Below are 16059 nucleotides of genomic sequence, written 5' to 3' on the forward strand. Positions count from 1 at the left end.
CTTCCACCCTTCCCGCTTCCCGGAGCACAAATCCGTTTGCCGGGTTGATGCGTGGCACGACCGGCCCTGTGATCGTCGTGGTTCTGGCACTTCTTGCCATCTGGTATGTGGCTGCGGTGGTGCTCAACACGCCATTCCAGCGCGACACCTATGCGCGGGCAAACCAGAGCGATGTGCCCTTCAGCCAGCTTGTCGGTGATACGCTGGCACAGGAGCGGCCCGTGCTGCCAGCGCCCCATCAGGTGATTGCCGAGATGTGGGACACGACGGTGAAAAAGGCTGTCACCTCCAAGCGCTCCCTCGTCTATCACACCTGGATCACCCTCTCGACGACGCTCCTCGGCTTCCTCATTGGCACGTTGCTGGGCGTTCTGATTGCCATTGGCATCGTCCATTCAAGAGTGCTGGACAAGTCCCTGATGCCCTGGGTGATTTCTTCTCAGACCATTCCGATCCTGGCCATCGCACCCATGATCATCGTGGTGCTGAATGCGGTCGGCATTTCGGGTCTTCTGCCCAAGGCGATGATTTCCACCTACCTGTCGTTCTTCCCGGTGACGGTCGGCATGGTGAAGGGGCTGCGTTCGCCCGAAATCATCCATCTGGACCTGATGCATACCTATAGTGCCTCGAAGCTTCAGGCCTTTTTGAAGCTGCGCCTGCCCTATGCGGTGCCCTATCTCTTCACGTCGATGAAGATCGGCATTGCCGCAAGCCTCGTCGGCGCCATCGTTGGTGAATTGCCGACTGGCGCCGTAGCAGGCCTTGGTGCCCGTCTTCTGGCCGGGTCCTACTATGGCCAGACCGTCCAGATCTGGTCTGCCCTGATCATGGCGGCGCTTCTCGCCGGATCTCTCGTCGGCCTGATTGGAATTGCGGAAAAGATCACGCTGAAACGGATGGGAATGGCACAATGAACGAGTGTTTCCTGCGCCCGCGCGGCAATGCGCTGATCCTGTCGGCCGCCACCGGACTTCTCGCCCTTGCCTCGCTTCTGAGTAATGCGTTTGGCGATGATTTTCCGATCGTCTCCGTGCCGCGCCTGACGATTGCCGCGGTGCTTCTGGCCGTTCTGGGCTGTGCCTTTGCCCTCGGCTTCATCCGCCGCCTGCCCGGTGACATCGCCATTCTGTTCTCCTCGCTCTTCTCCGCTTATGCGTTGATTGAGACCGTCTCCGAGCACCCGGCGTCTTCCAGTGGCGGCTTCTGGCTTCTCACCTTGGCGGCCTGGACATGCGGCTGGCTCTTTGTCGAGCGGCTTGCCGCCTGGCAGGCCGTCGGACTTGGGGCAAAGCGGGTCATCAATCTTGCCATTCCGCTGCTTTTTGGCGTCTGGCTGCTGATCCTGTGGCAGATCGTCGTCACTGGCTTCGGCGTGCCGAAGGTTCTCCTTCCGGCGCCCTCTGAAATCTGGCTTCGGCTGACCGGATCGGTTCCCACGCTCTGGGCCGATTTCCAGCAGACGTTCCTGAAGGCCGTTCTCTTCGGCTATGCGGCGGGCTGCGGTGCCGGTTTCGTCATCGCAATCCTGGTCGACCGGGTGCCGTTCTTGCGGCGGGGGCTTTTGCCGATCGGCAATCTTGTGTCCGCTCTGCCGATCATCGGTGTCGCGCCGATCATGGTCATGTGGTTCGGCTTTGACTGGCCGTCCAAAGCCGCGGTCGTGATCATCATGACCTTCTTCCCCATGCTGGTGAACACGGTCTCCGGCTTAGCTGCCAGCGACGCCATGCAGAAAGACCTGATGCGCACCTATGCCGCCGGTTACTGGCAAACGCTGGTCAAGCTGCGCCTACCGATGGCCATGCCCTTCATCTTCAACGCGCTGAAGATCAACTCCACCCTGGCGCTGATCGGTGCCATCGTGGCGGAATTCTTCGGCACGCCGATCGTCGGCATGGGGTTCCGTATCTCAACGGAAGTGGGCCGCATGAATGTGGACATGGTCTGGGCGGAGATTGCTGTCGCAGCCCTCGCCGGGTCACTGTTCTACGGTCTTGTCGCACTTCTCGAAAAGCGTCTCACCTTCTGGCATCCGTCGCAGCGGGGATGAACATCTGGAACCTCATCTCCGAGACCCTGGTTATTCCGGCGATAGCTATAGCGATTGTTGGAAAGCTCACCTCGTATTGGAACAGGCGAACCGGTCCGTCGGATAACGGTGAAAGTCCTGGAAGGTTCAACAAACCCTTTCTGGCATTCACTGTCTTTTGCCTGCTGATCTATTACGGCTATTTTCTCGCAAGCTGGCTGTCCACAGCGCCTGATTCCGGAACGGCGATGGTTGATGTGGTTCCTTCAAGACCCTCATCAACCGAGGTGAGAAAATTGCTTGAGAAGTGATAGACCCGCTCGGAATGACAAACTCAAGTCTCAAGGAAATCCGATGAAACCGGCACGCGATGTCTCCCGTCTCGTTGAAATCATGGCGGCGCTCAGGACGCCGGTGACCGGCTGCCCCTGGGATCTGGAGCAAACCTTCGAGACCATCGTGCCCTATACGCTGGAAGAGGCTTACGAGGTCGCCGATGCGGTCCGCCAGGGCGACATGGACGATCTGCGCGAGGAACTGGGAGATCTTCTCCTGCAGGTGGTCTATCACGCCCGGATGGCTGAGGAGGAAGACCACTTCGACTTTGCCGATGTGGTGGAAGCGATCACGAAGAAGATGATCCGCCGTCATCCTCATGTTTTCGGGGATGAAGACGCCCGGTCTTCCGGAATGGCCAAGGGCATGTGGGACCGGATCAAGGCAGAAGAAAAGGCCGAGCGCTCGGCCCGGCGCGAAGCGCTGGGATTGCCTGACAAGAAGAAGCGCTTTCTGGATGATGTCCCGGCGCTTTTTCCGGCCTTGGTCGAAGCGGAAAAGCTGCAGCGGCGGGCGTCAAAGGTCGGGTTCGACTGGGGCGATCCGGTGCCGGTTCTCGCCAAGATCCGTGAGGAAACCAGGGAGCTGGAAGCCGAGCTGACCAGCGGCAATCCGGACCGGGCGCGCATCGAGGATGAGTTGGGCGACACACTTTTTGCTCTCGCCAATCTTGCCCGTCATCTGGACATCGACCCGGAAGCGGCCCTCAAGCGCACCAATACCAAGTTCCGCACCCGCTTTGCCGCCATCGAGGATCATGCACAAGACACCGGCACAACGCTGGACGCGATGACCCTCGATGAGATGGAAGCCGTCTGGCAGGCCGCGAAGAAAAAATAGAAGACGTGTGAGGACGGGCTCAAATCCCCTCACACAGGATTCCCCCAAGGGAGACGGGTGGTTGAGTGGGGTCATAAAGCGGCTGCGTGCAGGACAGACCCGGATCGATTTAGCCTGCCGCCCATCCTTCGAGACGCAGCTGATGCTGCTCCTCAGGATGAGGATGTCGTGTTGAAACCGCGTAGAAACAGGGAAAATCCACACAACACCTCATCCTGAGGAACCGCGCAGCGGTGTCTCGAAGGATGGGCTTCTTGTCGAATTCCGTATTTTTCCAGCGGAAACGACCTTCCATGCTTCTTGTGGATACGCGCCACCTCTCCATCAGGGAGAAGCCGGGCTGCAGGTCCGGGTGACGGCTTATTTCCCCGAAAGGTCGCCCGCCGTCGTCAGGATCGGGGCGGCGTCCAGATCCTGAGCATTGAGCATTTCGGCGATTGCCTCGATTGAGGACACCAGAACCAGCCGCTGTTCATCGGACATCTGGTCGAATTTTCTGCCGAAATCCTCATGCAGGAGGCCCGGCACCTTGGCCATCACCTCCACGCCTCTATCTGTCAGAAAAGCATGCACGATCCGCCGGTCCGTGTCCGAGCGGTAGCGCCCGACAAGCTCCTTTTCCTCCAGCTTGTCCAGGATCGTTACCACCGTCGCGGAGGAGAGGTCGGCATGGTCGGACAGGGCCTTTGTCGTGACCTTGCCAAGGTCACGGATGGCCTGAAGGACAACGATCTGGGGGATGGTCAGACCGGACACTTTGGCCACCTCCCGCGAGCGCAGGTCGATGGCGCGGACAATGCGCCGGATCGCCTTGAACACGCGGGCGGGATTTTCGGTCTGCATATTTATAACTCTGATGATTTGAACTCGAACGATTAGGGCTCTATGTATCTAGCCGATCGATAACAGACAAGGAAATTTGAAGCCTATGTGTGGCATTTGCGGAGAAGTGGTGTTCAACGATGGTCTGGCCGACACGGCCCGCGTCGACCGGATGGCCAAGGCCATGGAAGCCCGGGGACCGGACGCCATGGGCGTGACCATGCGCGGGCGCGTCGCCTTCGGCCACCGCCGGCTGATGATCATCGACCTGTCTGAAAAGGGCACGCAGCCGATGACCGATGCGGGCCTGGGCCTTACCCTGGTCTTCAACGGCTGCATCTACAATTACAAGGAGTTGCGGACCGAACTGGTGGCCAAGGGGCATCTCTTTGCCTCCACCAGTGATACGGAAGTGATCCTCAAGGCCTTCTCTGAATGGGGCCGCGAGTGTTTCAGCCGCTTCCATGGCATGTTCGCTGTCGCCATTCACGAACATGACAGCGGACGTATTCACCTTGCCCGCGACCGGTTCGGCATCAAGCCGCTTTATTATTCCGAGAGCGGCAAGCGCCTTGCCTTTGCCTCTTCCCTGCCCGCGCTTTTGGCTGGTGGCAATGTCGACACGAGCATCGACCGGATCGCGCTCAACCACTATATGAGCTGGCATGCGGTGGTGCCTGCACCCCGGACAATTCTCAATGGCGTGCGCAAGCTGAATGCTGCAACAGTCCGCACCATCGAGGCAGACGGCTCCTCCCGGGACTTCACCTATTGGGAGCCGGCGTTCGAGAAGTCGTCTGAAGACATGAACCGCTCTGCGGAAGAATGGCGCGACATGGTGCTGGAAGGCCTGCGTACGGCTGTGCGTCGCCGCATGGTCGCAGACGTTCCCGTGGGCGTGCTGCTGTCGGGTGGTGTGGACTCCAGCCTGATCGTCGGCCTTCTGGCAGAACAGGGACAGAAGGATCTCGCGACCTTCTCTATCGGCTTTGAAGAGGCCAATGGCGAAAAGGGCGATGAATTCCAGTATTCCGACCTGATCGCCGAGCACTACGGCACGGATCACCGCAAGATCTTCATTCCCTCTTCGGAAATGCAGGAGAACCTGCCGGCGGCCATCAAGGCAATGTCGGAACCGATGGTGTCCTATGACAACATCGGCTTCTATCTCCTGTCGCGGGAGGTCTCCAAGCACATCCGGGTGGTGCAATCCGGTCAGGGGGCGGATGAAGTCTTTGCCGGATATCACTGGTATCCCAAGATGCAGGGCTCCAACGATCCGGTGAACGATTACGCCAATGCCTTCTTCGACCGGTCCGAGGAAGCCATGATGGAGGCCCTGGCTCCCGCCTATCATACAGAGCGGGACGAAAGCCGGGCCTTCGTGGAGGCGCATTTCGCCCGTCCGGGGGCGGAAGATCCGGTCGACAAGGCGCTTCGACTCGACACGAATGTCATGCTGGTCGATGACCCGGTCAAGCGGGTGGACAACCATTCCATGGCCTGGAGCCTGGAAGCGCGCGTTCCCTTCCTTGATCATGAGCTGGTGGAACTAGCCGGCCGCATTCCGGCAGAGCATAAGCTCGCTCAGGGTGGCAAGGGCGTCCTGAAGGAAGCTGCCCGCCTGGTGGTCCCTTCTGCCGTAATTGACCGGCCGAAAGGCTATTTCCCCGTGCCTGCGCTCAAATACATTCAGGGCGACACGCTGACCCTGGTGCGCGACGCGCTGACCAATGACAAGGCCCGCGAGCGCGGCCTATTCCGTCCCGAGTGGCTGGACAAGCTCTTTGCCGACCCGACCCGCTACATCACCAAGCTAAACGGGTCCGAGCTGTGGCAGGCAGCCTTGCTGGAAATGTGGCTTCAGGCCCAGGAGATCTGAGCATGGCACAAAGTGAAATTGCGCGCCCCCGCCGCAAGGCGCATGGCCAGCGGTTCCAGCGCATGAAGGATCAGGCCCTGGATCTTAAGGTGCGGCCGGATGCGCCTCTGGACCAGCAGAACCGCTTCGTGGACTGTGGCTGGGGCCGCCTGATCTTCGGTCACACTTTCCAGGAGCCTGCAGATCTGATCGAAATGCTGCGCGAGGAAGGTCCGGACAGGCGGGACATTGCCTTTTATGTCCGTGATCCGCATGTGCTGCTGGGTCAGGCGCCTCAGGAACTGTTCCTGGATCCGTCCCACACGTTCCGTCTGAACCTTGCCACTTATCGCCCTGCCCGCAGCCGTAGGAAGGGCTTCACCGTGCGCCGGCTTGCCTCCCGGCGGGATGCGGATGCAATCAATGTTCTATACGCCAGCCGGAAGATGGTGCCCGTATCGCCGGAGTTCTTCTGGAACGGAATGGACCAGCGGGAAATCACCATTCTTGTGGCCGAGGAAGACGAGACCGGCGCGATTGTGGGAACGGCCATGGGCGTCAACCACAATGCCGCGACCAACGGGGCCGATCCCGGATCGTCGCTCTGGTGCCTTGCGGTCTCGCCCCAGGCCCGGTTTCCGGGAATTGGCGAGGCATTGGTGCGCCGGCTGGCGGAGCAATATCGCGGTCTCGGCATCCCCTATCTCGACCTGTCCGTGCTCCATGACAATGACATGGCCATCGGGCTTTATGAGAAGCTCGGGTTCGAGCGGGTGCAGGTTTTTACGGTCAAGCGCAAGAACACCATCAACGAAGCGCTTTATGCGGGTCCCAGTGTCGAGGAACGGCTGAACCCCTATGCTGCCATCATCGTCAATGAGGCCCGCCGCCGGGGCATCAGGGCCGAGATCATGGATGCGGACGGCGGCTTCTTCCGCCTGTCCTATGGCGGACGCTCCGTGCGCTGCCGGGAGTCCCTGTCCGAATTCACCAGCGGTGTTGCCATGTCCATCTGCGATGACAAGGCAGCAACCCACCGGATCGTTTCGAGTGCTGGCGTGAAGGTGCCGCAGCAGATCCTGGCTGGCGACGAAACGGGACTGAAGGCTTTTCTGGCCCAGCATGGCCAGGTGGTGGTGAAGCCCCTGCGTGGAGAGCAAGGAAAGGGCATTTCCATCGGCATAAGCACCATGGACGACCTGCAGGCCGCCATCACCACCGCACGCACCTATTCCTCCGAGGTGCTGGTGGAGGAATTCGTTGAGGGCGACGATCTGCGGCTGGTTGTCATCGACTTCAAGGTCGTCGCTGCCGCGATTCGTAAGCCTGCGGAAGTCATGGGCAATGGCAGGGCGACAGTTGGAGACCTGATCGAGGCCCAGTCGCGCAGGCGTGCCGCCGCCACCGGGGGCGAATCCCGCATTCCGGTGGATGCGGAAACGATCCGCTGCCTGGCCGCCGCTGGCTGCGATCTTGAGACCGTGCTGGAGGAAGGCCGGGTCATCCGTGTGCGCAAGACTGCCAATCTTCACACTGGCGGCACGATCCATGACGTGACCGGCGAGACAAACCACGCCCTGATCGAGGCCGCGATCAGAGCTGCCCGGGCCATCGACATTCCCGTGACCGGCATCGACCTGATGGTGAAGTCGCCTCGCGAGGCGCAATACCATTTCATCGAGGCCAATGAGCGGCCGGGTCTTGCCAATCATGAGCCCCAGCCGACGGCTGAACGGTTTGTCGATTTCCTCTTTCCCCTGTCCGTGCCCCAGCCGGTGCGGGACGCCATCAGCCGGAGGCCCGCATGAGCCTGGTCGCCATCGACATCGCCTATCTGGCGCGGGTGCTGCAGGACATTCTGGCGATCCCCAGCCCCACCGGATACACGGACGAGATCGCCCGGCATGTCTGCGAGGAGCTGGAACAGCTGGGGATCGAGTACGAATTGACCCGCCGCGGCGCGATCCGGGCGCGCATGAAGGGGCATTCGCCAAAGGCTGCCCGCGCGTTCGTTGCCCATGTGGACACGCTGGGAGCCCAGGTGAAATTCCTGAAGGACAATGGCCGTCTGGAACTGGTGCCGATCGGGCATTGGTCTTCCCGCTTTGCCGAAGGCGCAAGGGTGACCGTGTTCTCGGAAAAGGGCGCCTACCGCGGCACGATCCTGCCGCTCAAGGCGTCCGGCCACACGTTCAATGACGAAGTGGACACCCTGCCCGTCAGCTGGCGCACGGTGGAACTGCGCATCGACGCCTATGCGAAGTCAGCGGAGGATGTGAAGAAGCTCGGCATTGATATTGGCGACATTGTTGCGGTCGATCCCCAGCCCGAGTTTCTGGACAATGGGTTCATCGTGTCCCGGCATCTGGATGACAAGGCCGGGGTCGCCGTCATGCTGGCGACATTGAAGGCACTGATTGCCTCGGGCGAAACGCCAATGGTCGACATCTACTGGCTCTTCACCATCGCCGAGGAAACCGGGCACGGGGCAACCTCGATCCTGCCGCCGGATGTGGCCTCCCTTGTCGCGATCGACAATGGCACAAGCGCTCCGGGGCAAGCGTCCGAGGAATTCGGCGTCACGATTGCGATGGCCGACCAGACCGGACCTTTCGACTATCATCTCTCGCGCAAGCTGGCCCAGCTCTGCCGGGACCATGAGATCAAGCATCAGAAGGACGTGTTCCGCTATTACCGTTCGGATGCGGCAGCTGCCGTCGAGGCCGGGGCGGATGTGCGCACGGCCCTCATCACCTTCGGGATCGACGCCAGCCATGGCTATGAGCGCATCCACATGCATGCTCTGCGCTCTCTGGCGGAACTTGCCGCTGCCTATGCCCTGAGCCCGCTGGCCATCACCCGCGACACCCGCAATTTCAGCGGCCTCAAGGGTTTTACGCATCAGCAGGTCGAAGAGGCCGAACAGACCCTGGCGCCTGAGGTGGAGGAGCCGGAGCCCGAAGCGGAGGAATAAGGCTGCATCAAGGTGTCGTGGCGTATCCGCTCCAGACACAGCATGCCATGGCTAAACCCAACGTTGACCGGTTTAATTCCGGGACTTCATCAAAGATGATGAAATCTAAGCTTATTTCCGGCTCAAAGTTGGATGAGGCACGAAAGGCGTGCGGCATACACTCTTCTCCACCCTTGCGGGGGAGATGTCAGCGATAGCTGACAGAGGGGGGTAAGGCTTCGGCATATTCCGAATAAGTTGGAATGTTCCGATGGGCTTATACCCCCCTCTGCCCCCAATTTTGGGGGCATCTCCCCCTCAAGGGGGGAGATTGGAGCCTGCCGAACCGGCGTCCATCAACCATAGTTGATTTTAAACCGGACAGCAGTGGGGCTGGCCTGAGCATGATCAGGCCCAGATCCACTCAAAGCTTCAGAAGCGCGCGGGCGTTTTCCTTCAGGATCAACGGGCGGACTTCGTCGCGGATGTCGATCTTCTCGAAATCGGCAAGCCAGCGGTCCGGGGTGATCGCGGGCCAATCCGAGCCGAAGAGCATCTTCTTCTTCAGGATCGTGTTGGCATACTGGATCAGGATCTGCGGGAAATACTTCGGCGACCAGCCGGACATGTCGATGTAGACGTTCGGCTTGTGGGTTGCGACTGACAGCGCTTCTTCCTGCCAGGGGAAGGACGGATGGGCGAGGATAATCGGCATGGTCGGGAAGTCGGCCGCCACATCATCGAGATAGAGCGGATTGGAGTATTTCAGCCGCATGCCCATACCGCCCGGCATGCCTGCGCCGACGCCGGTCTGGCCGGTGTGGAACAGGCTGATGGCGCCTTCCTCCGCAATGGCCTCGTAAAGAACATAGGCATTGCGGTCGTTGGGGTAGAAGCCCTGCATGGTTGGGTGGAACTTGAAGCCCCTGACACCGAATTCCCGCACCAGGCGGCGGGCTTCGCGGGCTCCAACCTTGCCCTTGGCCGGGTCGATGGAGGCAAAGGGGATCATGATATCCGCGTTTTCGGCAGCAATTTCCGCCACTTCCTCATTGGAATAGCGCCGGAAACCGGTTTCCCGCTCCGCATCCACCGGGAAGATCACGCAGGCGATCTTGCGTTCACGGTAATAGACAGCTGTTTCACGAACCGTCGGCAGCATGCCCTTTGCGCCGGCAGGGTTCCTGAAATATTTGGCCATTCCGGCCTGAAACTCGTCATAGCCATCGTCCCGGTGACCGCAGCACGGCTCTTCCGCATGGGTGTGGAAGTCGATGGCGATGATGTCGTCCATATTCATTGAACGCTCTCCCTCGAAATGCCTGAGAACTTTGCCAGAAGACGGATCAGCTCGCGGGTCTCCCCTTCATCGAGCGGACTGTCCAGGGACTGGATGTAGCCGAAGAAGTCCGGCTTGTGGCGGGCGACAAAGGCCTCGCCCTGTTCGGTCAGGGACAGTTCCACCGAGCGGCGGTCCTCTTCCGGAATGCGGCGCTCGATGAAGCCATAGACCTCGAAGCTGCGGATCAGTTTGGTCATGTGAGCATTCTTGATCGCCAGGCTCTGGGCCAGTTGCCCCTGACGGATGCCCGGGTTGTGGCTGATCACCCAGAGCACGGAATATTCACCTGGCTTCAGGCCGATATGGCCAAGCTTTTCAAAGAAGTGGTCGAATACCTTCAACTGCGAGACACGCAGCAGAAAGCCGAGAGACTGTTCCAGTCCACCGAGATTGATCCCGTCGCGGACCTGCGGATCAAGCATATCCAGGCTCATGCGTTGCCTCCATTGGGGTTGTGTACTTTTGCCGCCCGCTTTTCCAGGAAGGCCCTGAGGCGTTCCTTGGCTTCATCCGTGGTGGTGGTGAAGGAGGCGACGAAGGATTCGGTGAAGAGACCGTCTTCCCGGGCCATGTCATGAATGCGCGGCAGCGCATGGATCACGGCGTAGTTGGAAAGTTCTGCATTGGACGCGGCCTTCTTGGCCAGTTCGACGGCCTTTGCCCGGGCCTCTCCCGTCTCGACGACATATTGAACCAGATTGACGCGCTCGCCTTCCTCCGCATTGAGGGAGCGGCCGGTCAGCATCAGATCCATCATGCGGGCAGTGCCCATCAGGCGCTGGATGCGCACGGAGCCGCCGCCGCCGACGAAAATGCCGCGCTGGCCCTCGGGCAGCGCGAAGAAGGCGCTCTTGTCGGCCACACGGATGTGGGTGGAAGCTGCAAGCTCGAGCCCGCCGCCAACGACAGCACCATGCAGTGCGGAGACCCAAGGGATCATGCCGAATTCGATCTTCGCGAAGACCGCATGCCATCCCCGGGAATTGCGGATACCCTCGATGGGGGTGCGCTCGGCATGTTCTGCCAGATCAAGCCCGGCGCAGAAGTGGTTTCCGGCGCCGAACAGAACGCCCGCCTTGGCTTCCCGGTCAGCCCGGTCGATGGCCGCAGACAGGGCGTCGATCACCCGATCGCTGACTGCATTGCGTTTTTCCGGCCGGTTCAGCCCGATCAGGGCGATCCCCTCCGAAAGCTCATAGGTCACCAGAGGCTGTTGATCCGCTCGAGTCATTCCTCACCCATTCTTCTTGTCGCCGCGTCTTGTCCTGCACCGTTTCAGGAGCTTGAAAAAAGACTACACATAAAATGTTTACAAGGAAACAATTATCATGCAAAGCATTTATAGGCGCACTTCTCGAGGAGGAGGAGTGTGCTGGCATATCCGCATTCGTGCGCGAAACCGCACATTCGGGAGGACGAGTGATGGTCACGGCAGCACAGCCGGCAGGCAATGGATCACGGGCCGCGGGCAAGGTTTCGACCTGGACCCCCGAGATTCGCTGGGAAACAAGGGCAAATGGCGCAACCTATGTCTGGCGCGCCGATGAGCTCGCGGCTTACCCCGACCGCATGACAGAGCGCCTGGAGCACTGGGCCAGGACCACGCCGGAACGGACCTGGATCGCAGCACGGGCCAAGGACGGAAGCTGGCGCAGGGTTTCCTACGGCGAAGCGTTGAAGCTGGTCCGCTCTCTAGCTCAAGGCCTCATGAATCTGGGCCTGGGGCCTGATCATCCCGTCCTGATCCTGTCCGGGAACTCCATTGAACATGCCTTGATCGCGCTGGCTGCCCAACATGTCGGCATTCCCTCCGCAGCCGTTGCCCCCGCCTATGCGCTTGTCTCCGAGGACTTTGCCAAGCTCAAGGACATTACGGCGCAAATCACCCCCGGTGCAGTCTTTGCCGACAAGGCTGGGGGGTATGACCGAGCAGTTTCCACGATCTTCGACGGGTCTGTTGCCGCCATTGCCGGGGATGGCCAGTTTTCGGGACGTCCGACGATATCCTTCAGCGAGTTGCTTGCAACAGAACCGACCGATGCGGTCGACCTGGCAGCCTCAAGGGTGGGACCGGACACAGTCGCCAAATTCCTCTTCACGTCTGGCACCACAGGCTCTCCCAAGGCCGTGATCCAGACCCAGAGGATGATGTGCGCGAACCAGGCGATGGTCGCCGATTGCTACGCCTTCCTGACGGAAGAGCCGCCCGTGATCGTCGACTGGGCGCCCTGGAATCATGTTGCCAGCGGCAACAAGGTCTTCAACATGGCGATCTACCATGGTGGCACCTATTACATCGATGAAGGCAAGCCGACCCCCAAGGGCATTGCCGAAACATTGAAGAACCTGCGGGAGGTCTCGCCAACCTGGTATTTCAACGTGCCATCCGGCTACGAAATGCTGATCCATGCCATGGAAAGTGATGACCAGCTGCGCGAAAGCTTCTTCAAGAATCTCAAGATGATGATGTATGCGGGGGCCGGAATGGCCCAGCATACCTGGGATGACCTGATTGCCCTGTCGACCAGAACCGTCGGCTATCCGGTCAATCTGGTGACCGGGCTCGGGGCGACCGAAACGGCACCTTTCTCGCTCGCCATTACTGAAACGCAGGTCTCTCCAGGTAATGTGGGCATTCCCTCGCAGGGCATTACCCTGAAGCTGGTTCCCAATGGCGGCAAGCTGGAGGCCCGGCTCAAGGGACCGAACATCACGCCTGGCTACTGGCGCAATCCGGAACTGACCGCGAAGGCCTTCGATGACGAAGGCTATTATTGCCTCGGCGATGCCTTGCGCTATGCCGTGCCGGGTGATCCCTCGAAAGGCTTTTATTTCGATGGCCGCATTGCGGAGAACTTCAAGCTCCAGACCGGCACCTGGGTTGCCGTCGGTGCGCTGCGGGCAACGCTCGTCAACGATCTTGGCGGATTGATCCGGGATTGTGTGATCACCGGTGAGAACCATGAGGAATTGGGGGCCTTGATCCTCCCGGCCATGCCTGCGGTGAGAGCGCTGTTGGGCAATGACTGTCCCTCTTCCGATGCCGAGGCATTGACCCATCCCAAACTATTGGCGGAACTGGCCCTGCGCCTCGGCGCTCATGGCCGCAAGGCGACGGGGTCTGCAACACGGATCACCCGTTTGATCTTCCTTGATTCAGAGCCGTCCTTTGACCGGGGTGAAGTGACGGACAAGGGCTCCCTCAACCAGAGAGCCATCCTTGCTCACCGGGCGGAACTGGTTGACCGGCTTTATGCAGATGGAACCGGTGTGGTCTTGCCGGAACAGCAAGGAAGAGCCTGATGCAGATTGAGGGAACCACAGCTCTTGTGACCGGCGGCGGATCGGGCCTTGGCGAGGCGACGGCCCGGCTGCTCGCCAGCCGTGGCGCACATGTCGGTGTCTTTGACCGCAATGGCGAAGCGGCAGCCCGCGTGGCCGGAGACATTGGCGGAGTGGCCCTGACTGGGGACGTCACCAGTGAAGCAGATGCGTCCAGGGCAATCGCTGCGCTGGCGGATCAGAAGGGTCCGGTGCGGATCCTCGTCAATTGCGCCGGCATCGGGACGGCGAAGCGGATCGTCGGACGGGAGGGAGCCATGCCTCTCGCCGATTTCGAACGGGTCATCAGGGTCAATCTGATCGGCACCTTCAACATGCTGCGGCTCGCGTCCGCTCACATGGCCGAACAGGATCCGGTTGCGGACAATGCGCGGGGCGTCATCGTCAATACGGCCTCGGTGGCAGCCTTTGATGGCCAGATCGGTCAGGCCGCCTATGCGGCGTCCAAGGGAGGCATCACCTCTCTGGCCCTGCCCGCCGCCCGGGAACTTGCCCGGTTCGGCATCAGGGTCAACACCATCGCTCCCGGCATCTTTCTGACGCCTCTTCTGGCGGAGCTGCCGGACGAGGCGCAGCAAAGTCTGGCAGCCAGCATTCCCTGCCCCGCCCGCCTGGGCGATCCAGCCGAGTTTGCCGATGCGGTGCGTTTCGTGATCACCAATGGCTACATCAACGGCGAAGTCATCCGCCTTGATGGCGGCGTGCGCCTTCAGCCGAAGTAATTCCCTCAAGCGATCGAAGACGTCTGCCCATGACCGGATTTCAGCACCAGGCTCAAACCTCTGCCGCGCTTTTGGCTGCCTTGCCTGGCTGGGCTGCACTTCAGGCAGCACGTCCGGATCTGGACCGGGAGACCGTCGAGGCAATCCTGTCGGAGGCCGCAAGGTTTGCAGAAGGCAGGCTGGCACCGGTCAATGGCAAGGCCGATGTGCAGGGCTGCCAGCTGGTCTCTGGCCGGGTGAGCGCCCCGCAAGGTTTTGCCGAGGCCTATCAGGCGCTGGCAAACGATGGCTGGATCGGCATGGACGTGGCAGAAGACCTCGGTGGCCAGGGGCTGCCGGTGGTGCTTCACACGGCTGCGCAAATGCTGTTCGACCGGGGCTGCACCTCGCTGATGATGCTGGCCGGTTCAAGCCGTGCGGCCAGCCATCTTCTCGCAGCGCATGCAGACGATGCGGTGCGCGCTGACTGGGTGCCTGCGCTCTGCTCGGGTCATTCAGCCGCGACCATCTGCATTTCCGAGCCGGATGCCGGATCCGATGTTGGCCGCATCCGTACACGAGGGGAAAAGCGGGAGGGGATCTGGAGGATCACCGGTCAGAAGATCTGGATCTCCTTCGGGGATCATGACATGGCCAGCCGCCTTGGCCATTGTCTTCTCGCCCGCACGAGCGATGCTCCCGGCACCCGTGGGCTCAGTCTGTTCCTTGTCCCGGATACTCTTGAAGACGGCCGCCGCAACGCCATCGTCATTGAGCGGCTGGAAGAAAAGATGGGCCTTCACGGCTCCCCCACCTGTGCCATGCAGTTCGAAGGCGCGGAAGCCATCCTGATTGGCGAGGAAGGGCGCGGTCTGGCCCAGCTTTTCACCATGATGGAGTTCATGCGTCTTCAGACGGGCGCTCAGGGGCTCGGTCTTTCTCTCAGTGTGGCCGATATTGCCGCCGGCTATATCAAGGACCGCTGCCAGGGCGGTGATCCGAAGGGACAGCCCCTCCCGATTGCCGCGCACGGCGATGTGCGCCGCCAGGTCATGGATCTGTCCTCCAAGGCCGCCACCTTGCATATGGCCGTGCTGGATCTGGCCCTGCTTCTGGACAGGATCGGGCTTGAACCGGCCCCGCAAGCCCGCGCAGCACTGGAGGCGCAAGCTGCCTTCACCTTGCCGATGATCAAGACCTTCGGTGCAGAAACCGCGTTCGAGACCGCAAGTGCAGCCATGCAGGTTCTCGGCGGTGCGGGCTATACCCGTGAATGGCCGGTCGAACAGGTGCTGCGCGACAGCCGGGTGCTGGCGATCTATGAAGGCACCACCGGCATGCAGGCACAGGACTTCCTCATGCGCCGTCTGTGGCGGGAAGACGGGGCCGGGCTCAAGAGCTTTCTTGCCTCAGCGCGGAACGAATCGAATCAGTTCGCATCTTCAGATGGTTGCGGGCAGTTGCTTGATGCATTGCTTCAAGACTTCGAGTGCTTGAGTGCCGAAATGGACGGCCTCAAGACCGGCAACGCCCGCGCAGGCGAGTATGCGGCTGAACCATATCTCAGGGCTGGCTGGATCGCTGTTTCTGCGCTCAACGCATGGCGCCTTACCAGGCTTCATGGCCAACCGCGTCTGGCAGCCCTTGGCCGCTACCGGCTGGAACAGCTTTCCGGAGAGTTCTCTCTTCACGCAGGCAAGTGCCGCTCCGCCTCAGGCAATCTGGACGATCTGTTCGAGACGGCGTTTCCACCAGCCTGACAGGAGTGGGACCGTTTGGCCTCAGAATTCTGCCGGTTCCACCAGTCAAACTTTGCGATGCCGGGCACAA

Annotated in this window: 14 protein-coding genes; 10 read left to right on the forward strand and 4 right to left on the reverse strand. The window is 60.7% G+C overall.

The window, feature by feature from the left end:
- Positions 1-47 precede the first annotated feature (47 nt).
- From BUA94_RS13940 to mazG, 4 genes are read left to right on the forward strand one after another with little or no spacing between them, the layout of a single operon-like run.
- Positions 48-917 (forward strand): ABC transporter permease, encoded by an 870-nt coding sequence (locus BUA94_RS13940; protein ID WP_073014373.1) that lies wholly within the window; start codon positions 48-50, stop codon positions 915-917.
- Positions 914-2053 carry an ABC transporter permease gene (locus BUA94_RS13945; RefSeq protein ID WP_073013948.1) on the forward strand — a complete coding sequence of 380 codons (1140 nt, stop codon included), beginning with the start codon at positions 914-916 and terminating at the stop codon, positions 2051-2053. The genes BUA94_RS13940 and BUA94_RS13945 overlap by 4 nt, the downstream gene beginning before the upstream one ends.
- Positions 2050-2343 carry a hypothetical protein gene (locus BUA94_RS23345; RefSeq protein WP_139251140.1) on the forward strand — a complete coding sequence of 98 codons (294 nt, stop codon included), beginning with the start codon at positions 2050-2052 and terminating at the stop codon, positions 2341-2343. Before BUA94_RS13945 ends, BUA94_RS23345 begins: the two co-directional genes overlap by 4 nt.
- A gap of 43 nt (positions 2344-2386) precedes the next feature.
- Entirely contained in the window at positions 2387-3208 is an 822-nt protein-coding gene (mazG, locus tag BUA94_RS13950; RefSeq protein ID WP_073013949.1) for a nucleoside triphosphate pyrophosphohydrolase, read from the forward strand.
- 360 nt (positions 3209-3568) lie between these two features.
- On the opposite strand, the gene BUA94_RS13955 is transcribed toward mazG, so the two are convergent.
- Entirely contained in the window at positions 3569-4051 is a 483-nt protein-coding gene (locus tag BUA94_RS13955) for a MarR family winged helix-turn-helix transcriptional regulator (RefSeq protein ID WP_073013950.1), read from the reverse strand.
- Positions 4052-4136: 85 nt separating this feature from the next.
- Here BUA94_RS13955 and BUA94_RS13960 point away from each other — a divergent pair, with 85 nt between their 5' ends.
- The 3 genes from BUA94_RS13960 to BUA94_RS13970 are packed head-to-tail and all read left to right on the forward strand — an operon-like array spanning position 4137 to position 8865.
- Positions 4137-5912, forward strand: a complete 1776-nt coding sequence (locus tag BUA94_RS13960) for an N-acetylglutaminylglutamine amidotransferase (RefSeq protein ID WP_073013951.1) — start codon at positions 4137-4139, stop codon at positions 5910-5912.
- 2 nt (positions 5913-5914) lie between these two features.
- Positions 5915-7699 carry an N-acetylglutaminylglutamine synthetase gene (gene ngg / locus BUA94_RS13965; protein ID WP_073013952.1) on the forward strand — a complete coding sequence of 595 codons (1785 nt, stop codon included), beginning with the start codon at positions 5915-5917 and terminating at the stop codon, positions 7697-7699.
- Positions 7696-8865, forward strand: coding sequence for an osmoprotectant NAGGN system M42 family peptidase (locus BUA94_RS13970; RefSeq protein ID WP_073013953.1), 1170 nt, complete (start codon positions 7696-7698; stop codon positions 8863-8865). The genes ngg and BUA94_RS13970 overlap by 4 nt, the downstream gene beginning before the upstream one ends.
- Before the next feature lie 403 nt (positions 8866-9268).
- On the opposite strand, the gene BUA94_RS13975 is transcribed toward BUA94_RS13970, so the two are convergent.
- The 3 genes from BUA94_RS13975 to BUA94_RS13985 are packed head-to-tail and all read right to left on the reverse strand — an operon-like array spanning position 9269 to position 11417.
- Positions 9269-10144 (reverse strand): amidohydrolase family protein, encoded by an 876-nt coding sequence (locus BUA94_RS13975; RefSeq protein ID WP_073013954.1) that lies wholly within the window; start codon positions 10142-10144, stop codon positions 9269-9271.
- A complete protein-coding gene (locus BUA94_RS13980; RefSeq protein WP_073013955.1) occupies positions 10141-10620 on the reverse strand; it encodes a MarR family winged helix-turn-helix transcriptional regulator in 480 nt (159 codons plus the stop codon). The genes BUA94_RS13975 and BUA94_RS13980 overlap by 4 nt, the downstream gene beginning before the upstream one ends.
- A complete protein-coding gene (locus BUA94_RS13985; protein WP_073013956.1) occupies positions 10617-11417 on the reverse strand; it encodes a crotonase/enoyl-CoA hydratase family protein in 801 nt (266 codons plus the stop codon). The genes BUA94_RS13980 and BUA94_RS13985 overlap by 4 nt, the downstream gene beginning before the upstream one ends.
- A gap of 191 nt (positions 11418-11608) precedes the next feature.
- Here BUA94_RS13985 and BUA94_RS13990 point away from each other — a divergent pair, with 191 nt between their 5' ends.
- The 3 genes from BUA94_RS13990 to BUA94_RS14000 are packed head-to-tail and all read left to right on the forward strand — an operon-like array spanning position 11609 to position 15989.
- A complete protein-coding gene (locus tag BUA94_RS13990) occupies positions 11609-13489 on the forward strand; it encodes a feruloyl-CoA synthase (RefSeq protein ID WP_073013957.1) in 1881 nt (626 codons plus the stop codon).
- On the forward strand, positions 13489-14250 hold the full coding sequence (locus BUA94_RS13995) for an SDR family NAD(P)-dependent oxidoreductase (protein WP_073013958.1): 762 nt from the start codon (positions 13489-13491) through the stop codon (positions 14248-14250). The genes BUA94_RS13990 and BUA94_RS13995 overlap by 1 nt, the downstream gene beginning before the upstream one ends.
- A 29-nt stretch (positions 14251-14279) precedes the next feature.
- Entirely contained in the window at positions 14280-15989 is a 1710-nt protein-coding gene (locus tag BUA94_RS14000) for an acyl-CoA dehydrogenase family protein (protein WP_073013959.1), read from the forward strand.
- Positions 15990-16059: the final 70 nt, after the last annotated feature.

Origin of the sequence: Roseibium suaedae (assembly GCF_900142725.1) — a bacterium.
GTDB classification, from domain to species: domain Bacteria; phylum Pseudomonadota; class Alphaproteobacteria; order Rhizobiales; family Stappiaceae; genus Roseibium; species Roseibium suaedae.